Origin of the sequence: Acinetobacter sp. YH01024, from assembly GCF_013420195.1 — a bacterium.
Classification (GTDB): domain Bacteria; phylum Pseudomonadota; class Gammaproteobacteria; order Pseudomonadales; family Moraxellaceae; genus Acinetobacter; species Acinetobacter amyesii.
In genome coordinates, this window is the sequence record NZ_VOYQ01000029.1 from 1 (window position 1) to 21,881 (window position 21,881).

The following is a 21,881-nucleotide window of genomic DNA, read 5'->3' on the forward strand; positions in this document are numbered from 1 at the left end:
TATCTTTTATACGTAATTTAAGGGTTTTCATGTACTTATATTAACAATCAAAACTCAAGGAAAATAGTCCTTAGTTAAATCAAACGACACTTCATGTCGTGTCGCTTATATCTCTGACCTGAAGGACAGAGTTCTACGCTCCATTTGATAAAATTTAACGGTTGTCTTTAAAGAGAAAACTCCATAATATTTTTATAAAATTATTTTTATTTTTTTCAATTTTATAAAAACTTTTATTAAATCAATATTTATAAGACACTTTAAAGATGAAACAGATCTTCATCCTGCTCACTTTAGCCTTAAGCTCTCAGAGTTTTGCCCAACTGGTTCAACTCAATACCAGCCAATTTGAAATAGAATTTAACCTCTTACAGAAACAAAAAGGCTATAACAGCCAGATTAAGAGTAATGGCTACATCCACGAAAAATTTTTAGTCACTGGCAAATCGATCATTGATGAACGTGAGTCGTTCAAGATGACAGGCTATTACAAAGCAGATGATGGCCGTGATAACATGTATTCAATTTCAGAATATCGTGTGTATTGTGATGACCAAAGCTTTGGTTTTGCACTCATGGACTTTGAAGCAGACGGTCAAAGACTGTACTAACCAATGAGAGTGATTATGCCTTTGACTATGAAGATCCCACTCCACGAGACCGTGAGTTTAGTAAAGTCCTCAAAAATGCCTGCAAACACGCCTCACTTAAATGATCAGAGCCATGCAGCATTGGATCAGTTAAGCACTGCGAAACACGAAATAGACACATCCAAAAAGGCATAAACCTGCCCACAAATAGTCCAACTTAAAGGGTTGTTTAAAAAGGAAAATCATAAATGGAACGAAGACCAATAGCGTCACGACTTCTTGTGTGATTTTCATTTGACCCAAAGACCACCCATGTTTGGCCAACAGTCGCGTTGCTGGGATCATAAAACTATATTCGAGTAATGCTATAGCCCATCCAAATAAAATCGCTTGCCAGAGCGGCGCATCATGTAGAAATTTCAGATGTCCATACCAGGCCAAAGTCATAAAACAGTTGGAGATAATCAATAAAAATAGGGCAAGTGACATAAGCAATCAAGATCGCAAAAAATTGCGCTTATTGTACGTTTTTCATCATGATTTCGCGCCTATTTTCCGTGTTTTTATCCTCAAGAAAATTGCGTACATTTGATCAGTTACGTGCTCAATCTTTTTGCACGATCTCATACAAAAAAATCTATCTTTTCGCTAAGACCCTTGCTATGGTTGCTCTCAAATGAAATTAACCTTTTCAACCAAATCTATAATGACAACACCACAATAACAAAGTGATGTGTCGATAAAAGCAGTGGAGTTAGAACGAATGCATCTGCATATCTTGGGTATTTGTGGCACCTTTATGGGTTCATTGGCGCTCTTGGCGCGTGATTTAGGACATAAGGTGACGGGTTCAGACCAAAACGTTTACCCACCAATGTCTACCCAATTGGAAAATGCAGGCATTACCTTAATGCAAGGCTATGACCGTAGCCACCTTCAACCACACCCAGATCTCGTGATTGTCGGCAATGCAATGAAACGTGGCATTGATGCAGTGGAATACATGCTGAACGAAGGCCTGCCTTATATTTCTGGCCCACAGTTCCTTGCAGACCACGTGCTACAAGGTAAACATGTCTTAGGTGTTGCAGGCACCCATGGTAAAACGACAACAACGACCATGCTCGCTTGGGTCCTCGATCAAGCAGGTTTAAACCCAGGTTTCTTGATTGGCGGTGTGCCATTGGGTTTCACTGAGAGTGCACGTTTAGGCGGTGGAAAATACTTCTGTGTAGAAGCCGATGAATACGATTCTGCATTCTTCGACAAACGTTCGAAGTTCGTGCATTATCATCCAAAAACGGCGATTTTAAATAACCTTGAATTTGACCATGCCGATATCTTCGACAACTTGGCGGCGATTCAAAAACAATTCCATCATCTAGTGCGTACTATTCCAAGTGAAGGCCGTATCATTGCGCCCATCACAGAGACAAATATTGATGAAGTCTTGGAAATGGGCTGCTGGACACCTGTAGTGCGTACATCTTTAGATGCCAATGAAAAGTCTGAACTGTACGCAGAACAACTATCGAACGATGGTTCTCACTTCAAAGTATTACAACACGGTGTGGTAAAAGGCGAAGTCAAATGGAATATGACTGGGCAACACAGTGTAGCCAATGCTTTGGCAACCATTGCTGCGGCTGAACATGTCGGTGTTTCGATTGAAACGGCGTGCGAAGCACTTTCAAACTTTGGCGGTGTAAAACGTCGTATGGAGCTTTTGGGCACAATCCGTGGCATTGAAGTGTATGACGACTTTGCACATCACCCAACGGCGATTGATACCACGTTAGAAGGTGCGCGTAAGCGTCTGGGTCAACGTAAGCTTTGGGCGGTAATCGAACCACGTTCTAACACCATGCGCATGGGTAGCCATAAAGATGGCCTTGCACATTCTGCACGCTTAGCGGATGAAGTGATTTGGTATCAACCTGAAGGTTTGGATTGGGATCTACAGCCTGTGCTTGAAGCTGCTACGAATAAAGCTGTGGTGGCTCGTTCACTGGATGACATCATTCAAACCATCGTAAGCGAGGCAGGCGAGGGCGATGCTGTGGTGATTATGTCGAATGGCGGTTTTGGTGGTTTACATCAGAAGTTGATCAGTGCATTAAAAGCCTAAACCCACTAGATAAAATAAAAAAAAGCCCGCTGCGCGGGCTTTTTTTTTATTCACACTCAGCTTAAAAATAATGCTGATAGCCTCGGTTTTTATAGCCTAAATCCAGCTTAACCGGCTGTTCAACATTTTCTAATCTTAACAATGTCGTTAAAAACGCCTGAATTTGTTCCGTATTAAGCAGGTTTGGTTGAAAGCTTGAATGTCCAAAGCGCTGGAATAAACTGGCAATTTCACTATGTCGATTTACATATTTCATCGACCATTTTGAAAAATCGATTTGATCAATAGTTTGATCAGGATAACGCACAATATCCCGATGCCGCGTATCTTGCATAATATGCTGAAAAAGCTGTTCGAGTGCCGCTTGCTCACCTTGCAGGCATTGGAAGAACCGGCCTTCTGCATAGTACAGCACGCCAAAAATATTTTTTTCAGTATTAAAGCTGCGGGCTCTCACCAAAATATCACTTAAATCTTGTATTAAATCAAATTGTTGTTCTACACGTGTACTGGCATAACAGAGTTGTATCATTGTGTTTATTCTTAAAGTATTTGCACGATTTTAACGTAGAAATCGCTACAGAATGAGTAAAATATTTGTATATTTTTTAATCAAATGTGCTTTTTAACTTACAACACAAAACCAAGATCACGTATACCGATATCACCTTCATTTTTTTAAACTTATACATATTAAAACAATGAAATTATTTCCATTTGAAGATGAATAAAGAGGCCGACCATGCTTAAAAATTTACTCATTTTTTTATCGATCACTTGTGTATATTTTGCTGCCTTGATCATACTGAATAATTTTGGCGTTTCAGATTTTTTTAATGTCGTTATTTGCTCATTTATTTTAGGAATAACACTGCGCACCGTGATTCCTCACTATCTTATTTATTTACTAATGATGATGACCATTGGCAGTATTTATTTCGTGCTGAATGATTTTGCTTTATTAAATATCATGTGTTTAAGCTTGGTTTTAGGAATATTGATCTGCTCGATTTTGTTCCAATTGTGGCCACATATCGTCAAAACACCATCAACGCTGTTGAAACTCAAACTCAATTGAGCACCACTCATTTTTTAAACTTTCATACAGATAAAAACGCCCGCATCGCGGGCTTTTTTAGGCTTGAACATCGGCTAATGTCTGGTCTCGACGAAACATCACCTCTACATAAGAACAGGTTGGAATAATTTTTAAGTGTTTCTCACGAGCGAACTCCACCAAATGATCCAATAACACACGAGCAACCCCTTGCCCACGTAAGGAATCATCTACCCACGTGTGATTTGCCACAATAGTGTGTTCATCACGCCATAGATAACTCATTTCTGCAAGGCGTACACCCTCAGCATTTAACTGAAAAAATTCACCTTTTTGACCATTATCTTGATGTTGCATAGTCACTGTTTTTTCTTCCTTTTTATGAAAAAATACACCGTGTAACAAACGAGAAAGTGATTGGTACAGAACTTAAACGACCTATATTCAACTGTAGGTGATAATAAATCCGTACACCTTTCACATTAATTAAAAAACAATTAAATCACATTTGCCGGATATTTTTATTATGGACCTTTATATCATCGCCATCTTTGTATTACTGATTGCTGCAGCATGCTTGGTTGTATCGCTGTATAAATCACGATCTTAATTCAACTTCACAACTAGATTTCAAATAAAACAGCCTGATTGCAATACGATCAGGCTGTTTTTATTTATCCAAATGATTAATTCACATCACGCTATACAATTTAGCGTATTAGCGTAGAACATCACGAATCGATTCATCTTTATCAAATACAGATTTTGCAAAAGGGCAGAGCGGAATAATTTTCACGTTCTTTTCCCGAGCAAAATTCACTGCTGCATCGAGGAGATGTCGCCCAACACCTTGTCCTCGCAAGCTGTCACTGACATCGGTATGATCAATAATAAATTTATCATCGCCTGCCCATGAGTAAGTCATCTCTGCCAAACGGTCCCCATCTTGCTCAACAAAAAAAGCTCCTTTTTTTTGATCATCATCTTGTTGTACAAACATCTTAAATTTCCTCCATTTTTTTATAAATTGGCATGTAATGCAGGTCAACTCTGTTGTTTTTGTATTAATTTAAACCGCATGCACAGGGCTTAAATCGGTTCCTGCTTGTGTATAGAGCATAGTAAAATAAGCCACTTTATTTATTTGAAGACACTCATGTCTGCCTCTCCCTCCGAAACGGCTTCTTCTGGCTCTTGGACGGCTGTGATTGCTTTGGCTTTCGCAGCATTTATTTTTAATACCACTGAATTTGTACCTGTCGCTTTACTCAGCGATATTGGCAAAACCTTTAGCTTGGCCGCGACCGATGTCGGCATCATGATTACGCTCTATGCATGGGTGGTTGCGCCGATTTCTTTGCCAATCATGTTATTGACCAAAAATATTGAACGTCGTTCACTCCTGATTTGCTTATTTATGGTGTTTATTGTCAGCCATATTCTGTCGTATTTCGCATGGAGCTTTAATACTTTATTGCTCAGTCGCATTGGCATTGCCTTCTCGCATGCACTTTTTTGGTCAATTACTGCATCGCTGGCGGTACGTGTTGCGCCGAAAGGCAAAGAATTTCAAGCCTTAGGGCTTTTGGCCACAGGCACAGCTTTGGCGATGGTTCTCGGTATTCCGTTTGGGCGTATGGTCGGAGAAGCCTATGGTTGGCGAAATACCTTTGCTCTGATTGGCATTGGCGCCAGTATCGTTTGCCTGATTTTAGCCAAAACGCTGCCAATACTGCCGAGTTTGAACTCTGGCTCGCTAAGCAGCCTAAAACAGTTTATTCGCCGTCCAAGCTTAATGATGGTCTTTGCATTAACCATTATCGTAATTAGCGCGCAATTTACCGCATATAGCTATATCGAACCGTTCTCACTCAACATTGCTGCATTTAGCTCCATGCAAACCACCACGTTGTTATTAATCTTTGGTGCTGCAGGCTTTCTGGGATCTTATCTTTTTGGGAAATTTGGTGGGAAATATCCTAAAGTTGCGATTCCTTTGAGTACGGCCACACTGGCTTTATCCATGCTGCTGTTGCTTCCTGTTTCTTTAAGTTTTACAGGTGTGAGCGCGGTGTGCTTATTATGGGGCATGAGTATCATTGGATTTAGTCTCGCATTACAGTCAAAGACGCTGCATCTCGCATCCGACGCCACAGATGTCGCCATGGCTATTTATTCGGGACTTTATAATGTCGGGATTGGCGGTGGCGCACTCTTGGGCGGCATGGTCAGCGTACATTTCGGTTTGAGTTATATTGGCGTGATCGGAGGAATCATCGCCGTGATCGGCACACTTTTAGCCTTAGCGTTGGTACACCGTGGTGATTTTAATCCTCCCGTGACACATTAAATGAATTCGCAAATTGCCGATTGCACTTTGTACTAAAAACTGTCATGCTTTGCCGCATATTTGGACAGTGTCCAAAACAAAATTTGAACAAGGGGAGTAGCCTCCTCCAAACGTAAACCTTGTTTTACGTGTCAGAATATCGTCATTACACTTTGCAAAAAGTCGGTATCTGAGCATCGCTGCTGAAAATCATTACAGTACGATGTAGGCAAGACCTTGATCATGTTGTCTCAGGCGTTTTATTTCGTCTGGCAACTGGTCGAGGTTTTTTTATGGCTGGTTGTTAGATGTGGAGAATACACATGGAAACGATTGGCTCATTATGGCTATATCTGGCATTTTTCGGTTTAGTCACCATCATGCTACTCATCGACTTTTTAGGCTTTAAAAATAACAAAGGCCAAGAAATCAAAGTCAAAACCGCTGCCTATTGGAGTATTGCATGGGTCTCTGTGGCTACCTTATTCGGTGGTGCATTGTGGCTCTACTTACAGCAAACCGCTGGTGTCGCTGTTGCAAACACCAAAGTCATGGAATATTTCGCTGGTTATCTGCTCGAAAAATCACTCGCAATTGATAACGTTTTTGTCTGGCTCATGATCTTTGCTGCCTTTGCCATTCCACCGGCTTTGCAACGTAAACTGTTGCTCTACGGTGTCCTTGGTGCAATTGTACTGCGTACCATCTTTATTTTTATTGGGGCATGGTTCGTTCAAGAATTCTCTTGGGTGCTGTACATCTTCGGTGCATTCCTAGTGTATACCGGCTTTAAATTCCTTAAAGGCCAAGACGAAGAAGATAAAGATATCGAAGATATGGCGATTTTGAAGTGGCTACGTAAACACATGCGTATTACCCCTCAGATGCATGAAGATAAATTCTTTGTTCGTCAAAATGGTGTCTTATGGGCAACGCCGCTCTTTTTAGTGTTGATCTTGGTTGAAGCATCGGACGTCATTTTTGCGGTTGACTCAATCCCAGCGATCTTTGCGGTTACCTCTGACCCATTCATTGTACTGACGGCAAACTTAATGGCGATTTTAGGTCTACGTGCAATGTTCTTCCTCTTGTCAGGTGCTGCATCGAAAATGCATTACTTACCATATGGTCTGGGCATTATCCTGGTATTTATTGGCGCTAAGATGCTATTGCTCGATGTGTTCCACATGCCAATTTGGATTTCACTCGGTTTTATTGTGGTGACCTTAACCATTACTGCATGGTTATCAATCCGACACAGTAAGAAGTACCATCAAACCACGTTATAAAACGCTTAGATAAATAAAAGCCTTCTTTCGAGAAGGCTTTTTTATTCTGTAATAAAGCCATGAGCTAAGCTTCAGGCGTCATCAAGAGTTTGAGTTTCGGCCAGCGTTGTAAAAATTGTTTTTGCTGCACACGCTGCAAAAAAGTCGCCTGACTGACTAAACGTGGGTTCCAACGGACATTTAACTCAAATAAATCATCTAAACCCAAAGGAGCAATCAGCTGTATTTGTTGTTGATCATCCAATTTAACGGCGATGGCAGTGGCAGTTTCTGGCCACAAAGATAGCGCATGCTCAATCGACTTGAGCGCCTGTATCGGCTCGCCATTTTCCAAGCGATACCACTGGTGTACTGTCGCTTGGTTGGTGACATCCCAATGAATGTGAGGAAAATCCAACTGCATCTGCTGTTGAATCCTGTAACCCTGTGTTCCATCATCATGTTCCGCATAATAAATCACATCGACTTCTGTGCCTTCCAGTGCATAGTGTTGTTGATGTCGCTGTGACCAAATCAAATTACGAACCACGCCTGCAGCCAAATAAGCCTGTGTATCTATGGCATACAGGGCATGTAAAATCTGCATGATGCCTTGATGCTGCAATAGGTCATGTTTTAATTGGTCTGAATAACGCATGTACATTAAAGGGTTCATTGTCGTTTTTTAAAGGGCGCTCTTGAGATCAATATAGCAAGCGTTGCGACTCATGGTCTTTATTCATTCATCGATGCAATGTATACAGCTCAATGCTTTTGTATTATTCAAATCAAACACAATGAACAAAAAAACAGAATCACTCATAAACAGCTGTTCTATTTTTTAGAACACATTTTCACAATTACTCTAACGGTATTTTGAACCAAATTGGGCTACAATCAACCGAAAAAATTCTAAACTGCAGGTATGTCATGTCTTCTGTTATCGCATCTACAGCGATCCGTGGTCGCTTTCTAGATATTCAGAATACAGTTGCCCAAGCACGTGAAATTCACGACCAAGTGCGCTATTTCGAAGATGGTTTGCTGATTACGCAAGCCGGAAAAATTCAATGGTTCGGTCCATGGTCTGAGGGACAACACCATCTCCCAGATCAGGTTGAAGTACAGCATTATCCAGATCAATTGATTGTTCCGGGTTTCATCGATACCCACATCCATTATCCACAAACGGAAATGATGGGGGCTTATGGTGAACAGCTACTGGAATGGCTTGATACCTATACCTTTCCAACTGAAATCCAATTTGAAGATCCGGCTTATGCAGAGCAAATTGCACAGTTCTTTGTAAACGAGTTACTCAAAAACGGAACCACAACAGCTCTTGTTTTTTGTACCGTTCATCCACAATCGGTCGATGCTTTATTTAAAGCTGCAGAACAGCATCAGATGCGCTTAATTGCCGGTAAGGTCATGATGGATCGACATGCCCCTGAAGCATTATGTGACACAGCTGAGAGTGGCTACAACGACTCCAAAGTACTCATCGAAAAGTGGCATGGCAAGGGCCGTAACCTGTATGCCATCACGCCTCGTTTTGCCCCAACCTCAACGCCTGAACAATTGGCACGGGCAGGGGAGCTAAAAGCCGAGTATCCTGATGTTTATGTGCATACGCATTTGAGTGAAAATAAAAATGAAATTGCGTGGGTCAAATCATTATTCCCTGAGCAAAAAGGCTATTTAGACGTTTATCATCATTATGGTCTGACCGGATCACGTTCCGTGTTTGCGCACTGCGTGCATTTGGAAGATGCTGAATGGGACTGTATGCATCAGACCAACTCTGCCATTGCGTTTTGTCCAACCTCGAATTTGTTCTTAGGCAGTGGTTTATTTCCATTAAAGAAAACATGGGAAAAACAGGTGAAAGTCGGCTTAGGCACAGACATTGGTGCAGGCACCTCATTTAACCAACTACAAACCATCAATGAAGCCTACAAAGTTCAACAACTTCAAGGCGATAAACTGTCCGCATTTGAAGCGCTGTACCATGCCACGTTAGGGGGGGCAAAAGCCTTAGACCTAGAGGACAAACTTGGAAACTTTGATTTGGGCAAAGAAGCAGATTTTGTGGTGCTCGATTTAAAAGCCACGGCTCTACAAGCCCTACGTCAACAACGTGCCAAAAATCTGGAAGATGCTTTATTTGCCCTGATGCTGATGGGTGATGATCGTAATATCCATGCCACCTATGTGTTTGGACAATGTGCCTATGTCAAAGCATAAAACGGCTCGACCAAGACGAAAAACAGCGTTGAAAATTGGACTGATTGCCGTCGCTTGTCTGTGCTTACTCAAGCGTGACAGCACTTCCAAGAAAAACTGATTACATTTTCAACGGCAAAAAAGATGCATCTGCGAGCCAGATGTATTAAAATTGGTTCATCTTTAGAGGTGTTGCAAGTCAACACCTTTTTTATTTTTTTGATTTGCTTTTTTAGGTATCTACCCATGTCTGTTCAAATGAGCGTACTGATTTCCACTGAAGAAATTCAAGCTAAAGTGAAAGAGCTTGGCGCAAAAATTGATGCACACTATGCTAACAGCGACAAAGAGTTGGTGTTAATCGGTCTATTACGTGGTTCCGTTATTTTTATGGCTGACCTTTGCCGCGCGATTTCAAAACCGCATGAACTCGATTTCATGACCGTTTCAAGTTATGGCGGTGGGACCGTATCTACTCGTGATGTAAAAATCTTAAAAGATTTAGACGGAGACATTAAGGATAAAGATGTCTTAGTGGTTGAAGATATTATCGATTCAGGAAATACCTTAAGCAAAGTTTTAGAAATTTTACAGACGCGTAATCCAAACTCAATCGAGCTTTGTACTTTGGTCAGCAAGCCTTCACGTCGTGAAATTGACCTCGATGTAAAATTTTTAGGTTTTGAAGTCGAAGATAAATTTATCGTGGGTTATGGTTTGGACTATGATCAAAAATATCGTCATATTCCATTTATTGGCGAAATTGGTCTCTAAGCCAGATCAGATACTTAAGAGTGGCCGAAGGCCACTTTTTTTTTATTTTTTGGGCTATTTTTGAACAAAAAAACAACAGTTTTTTGCATGTTTAGGCTATAGCTCTGCGCAGTTTTGATTAAAGATAAAGATTGAACAAGTCGTAAAAAACAAATACATGATAACAAAAGGAGAGTTACTATGTGGTCACTCATTGTTGCGATTGTTGTTGGTTTTATTGCTGGTTTAATTGCACGTGCGATCCATCCTGGAGATGACAAAGCCGGTTTCATCATGACCACCATTCTCGGGATTGCAGGTTCCTTACTTGCGACCTATGGCGGACGTTTATTAGGTCTATATGGAGAAAATTCTGCTGCAGGATTTATCGCTTCCGTCATTGGTGCGATCATCGTGTTGTTTATCTATAACCTTGTAACGAAAAAAACCCGCGTCTAATTTTTATAGCGCCATTAAAATACCCGCCTGTAGACGGGTATTTTTTTATTTATATTTTATTCATGACGTACAGCTGAAATTATTTGATCTCTTTTAACATCGATTCTAATTCAGCAGCAGGGTAAGCACCGGTTAAGATCGAACCATTGGCAAATACGATTCCCGGTGTACCACTTAGTTTTAAGCTTTTAGCTAATTTTAAATTTCGATCAATGGGGTTTGCACAACTTTTCGCTGACTTCGGTTGAATTCCCTTATTGATTAAATTATCCCAGGCCATAACAGGGTTTGACTCACAAAAAATCTGCTTAGATGGCGCCAACGACTGCGGTTTTATCGCTGTGACAAAAGTATAAATGGTCACATCATTGAGTTTTGCCAGCTCTACTTCAAGCTTCTTACAATATGGGCAATTTGGGTCAGAAAAGATCGCGATTTGGCGCTTCCCATTCCCCCTGACTGTTTTAATCGCATCTTGTAATGGAAGTTTATTCCACTCAGTTTTTTGCTGACCGAGGATCAATTGTTTGGTCAGATTCTTTTGATCTTTTAAACGGATCATAGAACCTGCGATCACATAATCCGCATTTTCACTCAAATACAAAACTTGATCTTCAACAAAGCCGCTATATATGCCCGGCATTTCGGTACTTTGAATATTCTCAATTTTTAAACCGGGGTGCTTTTCTGCCAAGAGCTTTTGAACGTGTGCTGCATCTGCCAAAGCAAAAGTCGAAAGGGTGGTACTCAACGCCAACGCACATATTTTTTTCAACATAGACCAAACTTCAACATTTAATTGATTCAGCATTCTAAGCCTTAACACGTGAAAGTCTTGGGCTTTTTTCAGTTCATTACGCAATAGCTACATGCCGTTTCACGTGGAACATATTAAGCTGCATCAGGTGAATTAATTTCAACAGACACATGTACAATTTCTTCATGAATCGACAGCGCTTGACGCACTTCATCTGCGCTCAATGCCTGACTGGTTTCTAAGGCCACAATACACGAAAACTGACCTTTACCCACTTTCCACACATGTAAATCGGTCACATCGACGTCGACAGGCAATTGCATTAAAACTTCTCGAATCTCATCAACGACAGGGTGATCCATTTCCGCATCCAGTAATGTTTGTCCAGTTTCTTTCATCAAGCCAATGGCCCATTTGCCAACTAGAACTGCACCGACAATCCCCAATAGCGCATCTAAAAAACCCCAGCCCATCCATTTTCCGGCAAATAAAGCCACAATCGCCAACACAGAAGTCACCGCATCAGCAACCACATGCATGAAGGCTGCTTTCTGATTGAGGTCGTGATGATGATGGTGATGGTGATGGTGATGGTGATGGTGATGGTCATCATGCAATAACCAAGCACAGATCAAGTTCACCACCAGACCTAAAATCGCAATAGGGATTGCTTCGTTATAATGAATTTGGACCGGGTTGAATAAGCGTTCCACCGAATGAAAAGCCATAAATGCAGCAACGACCATCAATAATATCGCGCTGCTATAGCCCGCTAAAATTTCAATTTTCCAAGTTCCAAAGCTAAAACGAGCGTCTTGGGCATAGTGGCGTGCCGCACGATAGGCAAAATAGGCCAAGCCTAATGCCAACATATGTGAACTCATATGCCAACCATCAGCCAATAATGCCATCGAATTAAAAATCCATCCGCCAATAACTTCTAACAACATCATGACTGCCGTTAAAATAGTGGCAATTAAGATCCGTTTTTGTGCGAGTGGATTACCTTCATCAAATTGATGATGATGAATTCGGATGGATGGGGAAGTTTTCATTAGGTTCTATGCTTAAATATACTCCCCCATAGTATATTTATTTTCGGGAGAAAGTGTTGAGTCATTTACATCAGGACAAAAAGATTTTAAATCGGGTTAAACGTCTACAAGGTCAGGTCAATGCGGTCGAACTGGCTTTACAGCAACCCGAAGCAGGGTGTATCGAGGTTTTACAACAGGTTGCGGCCATCAAGGGTGCAGTGAATGGATTAATGAATGAATTAATCGAAGCACATTTACGCCATCATGTATTGCCTCAAGATGCTGAAATTAATGAAGCAGAACTGGAAGAATTTGTAAAACTGCTTAAACGCTATGGATAAAGTTACAACTGTGATTTGACCATAGAAAACAATCGGCATTAAACTGAGCCCATATTTCCTTCTTTCTCATGCAGCACAATATTGACCCTATTGACTGTACCTCTGCGACTTTAAAATGACCACATCTCCCTCTTGGCGACCATTTATCATGGTGAGCCTTGCACTCTGTATGGGCACTATTGGTACAGCGCTAGCTAGTCCTCTGTATCCCATTTATCAACAACTTTGGGGACTGCTGCCGAGTCATATCACCTATATCTTTGTTGCCTACATGTTTGGTTGCCTAGCGACCTTGCTGTTTTTAGGTCGTACCAGTAATAGTTTTGGTTTTTTAAGAACCCTGCAAATCGGTATGGCGTGCATCATCTTGGGTTTAAGCTTGTCGGTGTTTGCCAGTAATGCGCTGTGGTTATCTATCGGGCGCTTTATTATCGGCATTGCCTCGGGTTTAATTAGTACCTCAGCTATGCTTGGCATGGTCTATACCATTCCTGAACAGCATAAAAATAATGCTCCGCAGCTGAGTTCAATCATAACTGTGATTGGTTTTGGTCTTGGCCCATTTATTGGTGGGGTGATCGCTCAGTTCTCTGAACAGCCTTTAATTACCCCTTATATCCCTGTGATCTTTGGGGGTTTGGCGTGTTTAATAGGGTTATTTTTTATTCGCACACCGAATTTTGAGCCACAGCCTTTTTCAGTGGCACCACATTTGGAATTGCCTGAAAAGCGTGATCATTCACGATTTTATATCGCCGGACTAACTGCCTTTTGTGCCTTTGGCTCTTTTAGCTTATTTGCATCACTCGCACCCTCTTTCGTCAAAGATGCAATCCCATGGCATGGCCCTTTGGTCAGTGGTAGTGCCATTGCAAGTATCTTGCTGGTTTCCGCTGTCGTGCAATTTATGGCGAAATCGATTCCTTCTGCAAAATGTGTCAATGCCGGCTTAATAGTGTTAATACTGAGCTATGCGCTCCTTGCGCTATGTATGACCCAACATTGGAGCGCATTGTTTTTTATTAGCGATGTTTTAGTCGGTGTCGGGCATGGTCTGGGGCTTTTAGGCGCATTTGGCTTAGTTCATCAAATGACCAACAATCAAAACCGTGCTGCGGTGATCTCGACCTATTTATTTATCGGATATCTAGGCACCATTATTCCAATTATTGCAGCCGGCTATTTATCTGATCATTTCGGCTTGATGGTCGGTGTTTTAGGTTTTTGTATTGGCGTAGGCTTATTGTGTATCGGCTTATTGTTTTGGCACCGCAGTCTGAACACCAATTAACCACTGAACTTATTCAAGAAGCATCTTGTATTGGGTGCTTCTTAAACCCAAAAACAATTAAGAAACCCTATAAAAATCAATCAAATTAAATTAAGATCTTGTGTGATGTGATTCAAAAATTTAAAAAAATGCTAAAAATTCAATGTCAAATTAACACTGCGGAAAATCAAATCATCGCCAGCAGCGAATACGGGAATATTCACTATATTTTACCGTTTGAATCCTTACCGCAATTAGAAACCTATGATTTTATCGTTTGGGGCTTTTTACCCATTGCCATGCGCCTTGGCATCCCGCTGCATATAGAAGGACCTATTTCAATACAAACCCTCCACTCCGCACGGGAGGTTTCAACTGTCTGGGCCGCTTGGTTACCTGATTTATATCAACCAGTCATGCTCAGTGCTGCATCGATTATCCAAACACCACCGGCAAACCAAACCACTCAAAATTTAAGCTTTTTTAGCGGTGGAATTGACTCCACATATAGTACATACAAAGCTTTTCTTGAAAATGGGCAAGACTCTGATTGTCTCACTGTGCATGGAATGGATTATAAATTTGATGACCATGAAAAATTTCAGGCCTTAATGGATCAGACCCATGACTTTAGAAGCCAAGTTTTTAAGCAAAGTCGCGTGGTAAAAACTGATGCTTACGCGCTGTACAGTAAATATGGCTGTAACCCTAAAGGTTCGCATGTCACACATATCTTTTCGCTGTTTTCCTGCGCTTCGATTTTTGAACATTACCAGCAATATCGAATTTCAGCCGATTACCGTTTAGATCAACAATTATTCGTTCATCCCTATGGCTCAAATACGGCATCCAACCGATTGATGAAGAACCGATCTGGGGTCTTAATCACCCTCGACGATGATGTCACGCGATCACAAAAAACCGCATTTTTAAGCCAATCGAACTTAGATTTACAAACCCTGTCGATCTGTGTGAACTATACGGCTCGACCTAAAAATTGTGGTCAATGCAGCAAATGTATGCGCACCAAAGCCATGTTTTATGCCACTAGCCCCGAAATTCCCGATATCTTTTTAGATCGTCGCTTTGAAAAACAGTGGTATCAATCCATTCCATTAAGTTCAAAAATCAATCGTGCTTTTTTAATTGATATTTTGTCAGCGGTCGAAAAATCTTCGCAACAGCAACAATTTCCAGACTATGCAACACTCAAAGTCAAAGTTGAAGCCGCATCGAAAAGAGCAGCAATCAATCCTTTTTATGGGATGAAAATGAAAGATGTGCTGAGAACGATCTTTAAAATCATTTTGGGCTCAAACCCTCGCTAAACGATGTAAAAAAAGCACGATGTTTTCGAACATCGTGCTTTGGATGGATCTATCCATAGGTGAAATGAGGAGCTCAATCGTTTTATTACTTTCCGATACAGAACGATCCAAAAATCTTCCCGAGTAAATCATCTGCACTGAAATCACCCGTAATTTCACCTAAGGCATTTTGCGCCAAACGTAGAGACTCGGCTACCAACTCACCCGCATGATAAACCACCAACTGCTCACGTGCTTCTGCAAGATAGCGCTGAGTGCGCTTCATTGCATCTAAATGACGTGTTCGAGCAATAAAGGTATCTTCCTCTGGTTGAAAGCCTGCATGCGCTGTAATCGCATCAATAAGCGCTTGAACGCCGGTTTCTTGTTTAGCCGAAACACGAATATGTCGAAAACCGTTTAAATCGGTAATTTCTGCGGTAGATCCCGTCAAATCGCATTTATTACCAATCAGCATCAAACGCTTCGGTTCAATATGATCCGCGAAGTACGCTTGAGCCAATTGCAGTGGATCTTCGCCCTGACTTAAGTCATAGACCAAAAGTAACAAGTCAGCTTGCTCAATTTCTTTAATTGCGCGGCGAATCCCTTCTTTTTCGACGATATCACCGGTTTCACGTAAACCAGCGGTATCGGTCAAAGTAATCGGCAAACCATTGAGGCTTATTTTTTCATGTAAAACATCACGTGTCGTACCTGCAATATCCGTCACAATCGCACGTTCCACACCCGCCAAAGCATTGAGTAGAGATGACTTACCTGCATTAGGTTTACCGGCAATCACCACTTGTAAACCCTCACGTAGTAACTGACCTTGACGAGCAGACTGCTGTACAGCATGGACCGAGCTTGCCACTTCATCCAATAAGCCCAAAATCTTACCATCCGCCAAAAAGTCGATTTCTTCTTCAGGAAAATCAATCGCTGCTTCCACATGCAAACGCAAATGGATAAGTTTTTCTAGCACCGTATTAACCTTGCTCGAAAAGGCACCTTGTAATGAACGTACCGCAGAACGTGCCGCTGCTTGTGAGGTGGCATCAATCAGGTCGGCAATCGCCTCGGCTTGCACCAAGTCCATTTTGCCATTTTCAAAGGCGCGCATTGAAAATTCGCCCGCTTTTGCAGCAATAGCACCCAATTCAAGTAACCGTGCCAATAATGCATTTTGAATAACGGGGCCGCCATGACCTTGAAGCTCCACCACATCCTCGCCCGTAAAAGAGTGCGGATTTGGAAAGCAAATCACCAAACCTTCATCCATGATTTCATTCGATGCATCATAAAACTTACGGAAACCAGCAAAACGAGCTTGAGGTAGGGATTGCTGCGTTAATGCTTCTGCAATGGCATAAGATTTGGGACCAGACAGGCGAATCACGCCGACACCACCACGACCCGGCGGTGTGGCAATTGCTGCGATGGTGGTTCGGTTTAACATAAAATTCACCTAAAAATTTTCAAACGACAGATAAAGAAAAATCCGCCTAAGATTACCATCTTAAGCGGATTTATTCAGCCCATCAGCAATGCTTAGTTTGCTGAGTCAGCCGCTTCACGTTTTAAACGGTCTTTTTCAACTGATTTGTTAATCAAACCTTGTTGAAGAATAGTAATACTGTTGTTACAGATCCAGTAAAGCACAAGGCCCGCAGGGAAGAACAACATAAATACCGTAAAGATCACTGGCATGATTTTGAAGACTTTCGCCTGCATTGGATCAGCCGGTTGTGGGTTCAAACTTTGCTGAATGAACATGGTCAAGCCCATTAATAGCGGCAAAATAAACCATGGATCCATCGCAGATAAATCTTGAATCCAACCTAACCACGGCGCATGACGTAGTTCAACAGACTCCATCAATACCCAGTACAAAGCAAGGAAGATCGGCATTTGGAGCAATAACGGCAAGCAACCCGACAGTGGATTCACTTGTTCACGTTTATACAATGCCATCATTTCTTGCGAGAAGCGCATACGGTCTTCACCGAACTCTTCTTTCATGCGTTGCATTTCAGGTGCAATCACACGCATTTTCGCCATAGAGCGGTAGCTCTTCGACGACAATGGCCATAAGATCAGTTTCACCAGAATCGTCAATAGAATAATTGACCAACCCCAGTTACCCACTAAACCGTGGAAAAACTCAAGACCGACAAACAATAATTTCGCAATAGGCCACAACCAACCGTAGTCTACAGTTTGGTTTAAACCAACCGCCAATTCTTTTAATTCAGATTGGATTTTTGGACCTGAATAGAACGTTGCATCTACTTCTGCCACAGTTCCTGCAGGAACATTGATTGCAGGTGAAGTGAACTGAATAATGTTCATATCATCAGTAGATTTACGTGACTCAAGTTTCGCAGCATAAGGCTGACCATTGGCTTGCGTTAATTTGATCTGTCCAGGAATCCACGCACTCACGAAGTAATGCTGAACCATTGCAACCCAACCGCCAGTTGCTTCAACATTCAATTTTTCTTCATTGAAGTTGGCAAATTTAAGTTTGTTGTAATGTTCTTCAGGCGTACCCCATGCACCACCAAGGAATGTACCTAAAGTGAAAATACCTTGATCAGATTTACCTGGATCTTCAGAGTTGTCGCGTTTAAGCTGACCAAACATCTGACCTTGCCAGTTCTGAGCACTGCGGTTCACGATTTTATGATTCACAACAACAGGGTATTCACCTTCAGTGAAGTTAAAGGTTTTAATAACCTCTACACCATCTGCTGTTTTATAAACCATTGGTACTGACAAAACTTTTGCTGTTTGGCCATCTTTACCCTTCACAGCTTTTGCGTCATTTAACGTATATGAAGATTTTTCAATCTCATAGGTCGGACGTCCTTTCGGATTGCTGTCAGGGCCATTAAGACCAATTAAGCCAGACTGAGCAACATAAGTCCGTTTTGCATCGCTTTCAAGCATTACAAACGGTTCATCGCTGTCTTTATTTTTGTCATGATTGAGTAATTCAATACGAACAATATCGCCACCCTTTGGATTAATCCAAAGATGGTAAAGGTCAGTTTGTACTGAAATTAACTGTTGACTAACAGGTGCAGTGGCATCTGTTGTTTGTTGTGTAGCAGCATTATTTGCTTGCGGCACATCAGTAGCAGCCGTAGCTGTCTGGCCATTTGGTAAATCGGCAGATACTTCATGCGTTACCACCGCAGCATTTTGCTGAGGTTTTTGTTCCGCATTTCCATAATCTTTCTGCCAAGCCAAAATGAGCAAATATGCGACAACAAACATGGCCCCTAGAATTGCAATCCTGGCCCATTGTTGCATAGGTATTACCCCAAGTGGTTAGAGTGATTTTGGTTCAATAAACGTTCACGAAAGGGTACAGCAACGTGAAGCGTTTGAGAATCTATTTGCTGAAATGAAATAAAACGAATTGCTTTTGATGGAACAGGATCATAGCCTGAACCGCCCCAAGGATGACAACGGCAAATACGCTGAACAGCTAGACACACTCCACGTACAGCACCATGTTGATGGACTGCTTCCAAAGAATATTGAGAACATGTTGGAATATAACGACAGCGTGGTCCCAATAAAGGACTAATCGCAATCTGATAGAAACGAATGAGCCAATGCAGTAAACGAACCATTGGTCATCTCTACGCTTGTGGGGAGGTAGCTATTTTTTTATGCTTATTTGCAAGGCGCTGCAATTTTTGCCAAGCAAATTGTAATTGCTGATGCAACTCTGCATTCGGTACCGCCTCTATGCCCATTTTTGGCATAACGACAATATCTAATACATTAGACTGCTGTTGATGCAGGCGAAAACTTTCGCGTGCAAGTCGCTTTACTCGATTTCTTTCATGTGCGCGGCGCACTTTTTTCTTAGCAACAACAATACCCAAACGGCTATTCGGCTGTTCGGAGATTTTTGCTAGAAATAAGAAATGGGGTTGATGCACTTTAAAAAGCGCACCATCGAACACAGTTTTATAATCGGCAGCACAGTGTATTCGCACATCTGTGCTAAAGCCGTAAAGTGTTGTCATAACACCCAAGTCTTGACAGTCTTAACTGAAATTAAACAGTTAAGCTGTGACGACCTTTCGCACGACGACGCGCTAATACTTGACGGCCAGCTTTAGTAGCCATGCGAGCACGGAAACCATGAACGCGTTTACGTTTCAACTCAGAAGGTTGGAAAGTACGTTTCATATCGAAACTCCAAAAATGATCTTTCAGTAAAGGTTCGCGATTTTAGTGCTCATTGCTTGAGCTGTCAATGAAAAACACGCTTTCTTTCAAAATCTAGGCTGTGATATATCAAGATAATATAAGGATTAGAAATCAGTTATAAAGGTTTAAATTAAAATACTCACAAACTAAATCATTGTATATGTTAATTATTTAAGTTATCTTCAAGTTTACTCACAGATTTATCCACAATCCCAAATTTGTGAATTGGTTTTTATGAATTTAAATTTGAATTTAAACCAACCATCAAGTTATCCCCAGAATGGGTCGATCTTATAAATAAATTCAAATTTTAAAATTTAAATTTATTACTATTAGTGTTGATATTTTCTGTGGAAAACGCATTTTTAGATTTAAAAAACAAATAATTAAATTGTGGATAACGATGTTTTTATAATTTTGATAGTTTGTGGATAACTTTGTGCTACAATTTATCCACAGCTTGAGGATAAACTTATCCACACGTGATTTAAATTTAAATTTAAACTCAATTTGCGTTTTTTTGATCGATTTCGACTGATTTGTTCATGACAGATGTGGATAAGATGGTTAGAATGGCTGCCCGCTTAGGCGGGGTTGAATTATTTTTTTCGTACAATGGACTGAAATAGGGGTTTCACATGCTTTGGACAGACTGCTTAACTCGCTTGCGACAAGAGCTTTCAGGAAATGTCTATACAATGTGGATACGCCCACTAGTGGCAGAAGATGCAGGTGATACTTTAAAACTCTATGCACCGAATCCGTATTGGACACGCTATATTCAAGAGCACCATTTAGAACTGATCTCTATTTTAGCGGAACAGTTGTCTGAAGGTCGGGTACGTAAAGTCGAGATTTTGGTTGATTCACGGCCTGGTGCAATTTTATCTGCAGCTGAGCAACCAGCAACAACCACCGCAGCATTAGAGTCAACGCCACAAGTGTCGGCACCGACTCGTCCTAAAAAAGAAAAAGAAGAGACGTCTTCAAAAAATAACCGTAAGCGTCAGCTTAACCCATTATTTACCTTTTCCTTGTTTGTTGAAGGCCGTTCCAATCAGATGGCGGCAGAAACCTGTCGTAAAGTCTTGACGCAGCCCGGTGCTTCACAGCATAACCCCTTATTTTTGTATGGACCGACTGGTTTAGGTAAAACCCATTTGATGCAAGCTGTAGGTAATGCATTATTACAAGCGAAGCCGAATGCACGTGTGATGTACATGACGGCTGAAAGTTTTGTACAAGACTTTGTGAGCTCGTTACAGCAAGGTAAGGTTGAAGAATTTAAGAAAAATTGTCGTTCGCTAGATTTGTTATTGGTGGATGATATTCATTTGTTGGCGGGTAAAGAGGCCAGCTTGGTTGAGTTTTTCTATACCTTCAACGCGTTATTAGATGAATCTAAGCAAATCATTTTAACCTCAGATCGTTATCCAAAAGAACTGACTGAGCTAGATCCACGTTTAGTTTCACGTTTTTCGTGGGGCTTATCGGTGGGTGTTGAACCACCAGATATTGAAACCCGTATTGAAATTTTACTGAAAAAAGCGGAAAGCAATGGCGTGGAACTTCCACGTAATTGTGCGCTGTTTATTGCTCAACAAGTGGTTGCCAATGTTCGTGAACTAGAAGGTGCGCTGAATAAAGTTGTAGCCATTTCTCGTTTTAAAGGTACCGCTATCGACCTTGATGTGGTGCGTGAATCATTAAAAGATGTGTTGGCGATTCGTGCACGTACCATTAGTACTGAAAATATTCAGCGTGTGGTGAGTGAATATTTTCGTATTCCGCTGAAAGAATTGGTTGGCCCAAAACGTACACGTATTTATGCACGTCCACGTCAGTTGGCTATGGGGCTAGCACGTGAGCTAACAGGGGATAGTTTCCCTGAAATTGGTATGGCTTTTGGTAATCGTGACCACAGTACTGTGATGCATGCCTGTGAAAAAGTACAAAGCCTGCGTGAAGAAGATCCAATCTTCAATGAGGACTATAAAAACTTGCAACGTCTGCTGCAAAGTTAAGTCTTTTCGTTCAAATTCTGTTCTTGCAATGCGGTATGTTCTGCCGCATAGTACACTGCTAAAAAATTAATTTATTTTGTCTGTCTTCAGTTTTTAGAG

At 41.3% G+C, this 21,881-nt stretch carries 23 protein-coding genes; 11 read left to right on the top strand and 12 right to left on the bottom strand.

Going from position 1 to position 21,881, the window contains the following annotated elements:
- Positions 1-266: 266 nt before the first annotated feature.
- A complete protein-coding gene (locus FTT88_RS11900; protein ID WP_228157220.1) occupies positions 267-611 on the top strand; it encodes a hypothetical protein in 345 nt (114 codons plus the stop codon).
- Positions 612-740: 129 nt separating this feature from the next.
- On the opposite strand, the gene FTT88_RS11905 is transcribed toward FTT88_RS11900, so the two are convergent.
- Positions 741-1,079, bottom strand: coding sequence for a DMT family protein (locus FTT88_RS11905; protein WP_078189529.1), 339 nt, complete (start codon positions 1,077-1,079; stop codon positions 741-743).
- Positions 1,080-1,353: 274 nt separating this feature from the next.
- Here FTT88_RS11905 and mpl point away from each other — a divergent pair, with 274 nt between their 5' ends.
- Positions 1,354-2,718: a UDP-N-acetylmuramate:L-alanyl-gamma-D-glutamyl-meso-diaminopimelate ligase gene (gene mpl / locus FTT88_RS11910; protein WP_180173938.1), complete on the top strand. Its 1,365-nt coding sequence runs from the start codon at positions 1,354-1,356 to the stop codon at positions 2,716-2,718.
- A gap of 61 nt (positions 2,719-2,779) precedes the next feature.
- Here the strand turns inward: mpl and FTT88_RS11915 are convergent, their stop codons facing one another.
- The 3 genes from FTT88_RS11915 to FTT88_RS11925 form a co-directional block, all read right to left on the bottom strand.
- Positions 2,780-3,250, bottom strand: a complete 471-nt coding sequence (locus FTT88_RS11915) for a BLUF domain-containing protein (RefSeq protein WP_180036062.1) — start codon at positions 3,248-3,250, stop codon at positions 2,780-2,782.
- Between the two features lie 603 nt (positions 3,251-3,853).
- Positions 3,854-4,180, bottom strand: coding sequence for a GNAT family N-acetyltransferase (locus tag FTT88_RS11920; protein WP_257222695.1), 327 nt, complete (start codon positions 4,178-4,180; stop codon positions 3,854-3,856).
- A 313-nt stretch (positions 4,181-4,493) separates the two neighbouring features.
- Positions 4,494-4,799 carry a GNAT family N-acetyltransferase gene (locus FTT88_RS11925; protein WP_373684168.1) on the bottom strand — a complete coding sequence of 102 codons (306 nt, stop codon included), beginning with the start codon at positions 4,797-4,799 and terminating at the stop codon, positions 4,494-4,496.
- A gap of 132 nt (positions 4,800-4,931) precedes the next feature.
- Between FTT88_RS11925 and FTT88_RS11930 the strand changes: the two genes are divergently transcribed.
- Together FTT88_RS11930 and FTT88_RS11935 are read left to right on the top strand one after the other, a co-directional pair.
- The gene (locus FTT88_RS11930) at positions 4,932-6,125 is read left to right on the top strand and encodes a sugar transporter (protein ID WP_168379507.1); all 1,194 of its coding nucleotides are present in this window, start codon (positions 4,932-4,934) and stop codon (positions 6,123-6,125) included.
- Between the two features lie 302 nt (positions 6,126-6,427).
- On the top strand, positions 6,428-7,393 hold the full coding sequence (locus tag FTT88_RS11935; protein ID WP_078194460.1) for a TerC family protein: 966 nt from the start codon (positions 6,428-6,430) through the stop codon (positions 7,391-7,393).
- A 64-nt stretch (positions 7,394-7,457) separates the two neighbouring features.
- On the opposite strand, the gene FTT88_RS11940 is transcribed toward FTT88_RS11935, so the two are convergent.
- Positions 7,458-8,036 carry a nucleotidyltransferase family protein gene (locus tag FTT88_RS11940; protein WP_180022824.1) on the bottom strand — a complete coding sequence of 193 codons (579 nt, stop codon included), beginning with the start codon at positions 8,034-8,036 and terminating at the stop codon, positions 7,458-7,460.
- Between the two features lie 266 nt (positions 8,037-8,302).
- Between FTT88_RS11940 and guaD the strand changes: the two genes are divergently transcribed.
- The 3 genes from guaD to FTT88_RS11955 all read left to right on the top strand — a co-directional run bounded on the left by guaD (position 8,303) and on the right by FTT88_RS11955 (position 10,810).
- The gene (guaD, locus tag FTT88_RS11945; protein ID WP_180173939.1) at positions 8,303-9,619 is read left to right on the top strand and encodes a guanine deaminase; all 1,317 of its coding nucleotides are present in this window, start codon (positions 8,303-8,305) and stop codon (positions 9,617-9,619) included.
- Positions 9,620-9,844: 225 nt separating this feature from the next.
- Entirely contained in the window at positions 9,845-10,372 is a 528-nt protein-coding gene (gene hpt / locus FTT88_RS11950) for a hypoxanthine phosphoribosyltransferase (RefSeq protein WP_078189517.1), read from the top strand.
- A gap of 180 nt (positions 10,373-10,552) precedes the next feature.
- Positions 10,553-10,810, top strand: a complete 258-nt coding sequence (locus FTT88_RS11955; protein WP_078189516.1) for a GlsB/YeaQ/YmgE family stress response membrane protein — start codon at positions 10,553-10,555, stop codon at positions 10,808-10,810.
- A 79-nt stretch (positions 10,811-10,889) separates the two neighbouring features.
- Here FTT88_RS11955 and FTT88_RS11960 read toward each other — a convergent pair whose 3' ends face one another.
- Together FTT88_RS11960 and dmeF are read right to left on the bottom strand one after the other, a co-directional pair.
- Positions 10,890-11,588: a DsbC family protein gene (locus tag FTT88_RS11960; protein WP_168379532.1), complete on the bottom strand. Its 699-nt coding sequence runs from the start codon at positions 11,586-11,588 to the stop codon at positions 10,890-10,892.
- Positions 11,589-11,701: 113 nt separating this feature from the next.
- On the bottom strand, positions 11,702-12,622 hold the full coding sequence (gene dmeF / locus FTT88_RS11965) for a CDF family Co(II)/Ni(II) efflux transporter DmeF (protein WP_180173940.1): 921 nt from the start codon (positions 12,620-12,622) through the stop codon (positions 11,702-11,704).
- A gap of 56 nt (positions 12,623-12,678) precedes the next feature.
- Here dmeF and FTT88_RS11970 point away from each other — a divergent pair, with 56 nt between their 5' ends.
- From FTT88_RS11970 to FTT88_RS11980, 3 genes are all read left to right on the top strand, one after another.
- The gene (locus tag FTT88_RS11970) at positions 12,679-12,945 is read left to right on the top strand and encodes a metal/formaldehyde-sensitive transcriptional repressor (RefSeq protein ID WP_078194474.1); all 267 of its coding nucleotides are present in this window, start codon (positions 12,679-12,681) and stop codon (positions 12,943-12,945) included.
- Positions 12,946-13,060: 115 nt separating this feature from the next.
- Entirely contained in the window at positions 13,061-14,236 is a 1,176-nt protein-coding gene (locus FTT88_RS11975) for an MFS transporter (protein WP_257224326.1), read from the top strand.
- 128 nt (positions 14,237-14,364) lie between these two features.
- Positions 14,365-15,543 (top strand): hypothetical protein, encoded by a 1,179-nt coding sequence (locus FTT88_RS11980; protein WP_180173941.1) that lies wholly within the window; start codon positions 14,365-14,367, stop codon positions 15,541-15,543.
- Between the two features lie 85 nt (positions 15,544-15,628).
- Here the strand turns inward: FTT88_RS11980 and mnmE are convergent, their stop codons facing one another.
- The 5 genes from mnmE to rpmH form a co-directional block, all read right to left on the bottom strand.
- Entirely contained in the window at positions 15,629-16,984 is a 1,356-nt protein-coding gene (gene mnmE, locus FTT88_RS11985; protein WP_180009134.1) for a tRNA uridine-5-carboxymethylaminomethyl(34) synthesis GTPase MnmE, read from the bottom strand.
- 92 nt (positions 16,985-17,076) lie between these two features.
- The gene (yidC, locus tag FTT88_RS11990) at positions 17,077-18,843 is read right to left on the bottom strand and encodes a membrane protein insertase YidC (RefSeq protein ID WP_180005505.1); all 1,767 of its coding nucleotides are present in this window, start codon (positions 18,841-18,843) and stop codon (positions 17,077-17,079) included.
- A 5-nt stretch (positions 18,844-18,848) separates the two neighbouring features.
- The gene (gene yidD, locus FTT88_RS11995) at positions 18,849-19,169 is read right to left on the bottom strand and encodes a membrane protein insertion efficiency factor YidD (RefSeq protein WP_078189510.1); all 321 of its coding nucleotides are present in this window, start codon (positions 19,167-19,169) and stop codon (positions 18,849-18,851) included.
- A gap of 9 nt (positions 19,170-19,178) precedes the next feature.
- Entirely contained in the window at positions 19,179-19,571 is a 393-nt protein-coding gene (gene rnpA, locus FTT88_RS12000; RefSeq protein ID WP_180173942.1) for a ribonuclease P protein component, read from the bottom strand.
- Between the two features lie 31 nt (positions 19,572-19,602).
- Positions 19,603-19,737 carry a 50S ribosomal protein L34 gene (gene rpmH, locus FTT88_RS12005; RefSeq protein WP_000831329.1) on the bottom strand — a complete coding sequence of 45 codons (135 nt, stop codon included), beginning with the start codon at positions 19,735-19,737 and terminating at the stop codon, positions 19,603-19,605.
- Between the two features lie 659 nt (positions 19,738-20,396).
- On the opposite strand from rpmH, the gene dnaA reads away from it, so the two are divergent.
- Complete coding sequence (gene dnaA, locus FTT88_RS12010) at positions 20,397-21,782, top strand: chromosomal replication initiator protein DnaA (protein WP_180173943.1); 1,386 nt, start codon at positions 20,397-20,399, stop codon at positions 21,780-21,782.
- The last annotated feature ends 99 nt before the right edge of the window (positions 21,783-21,881 follow it).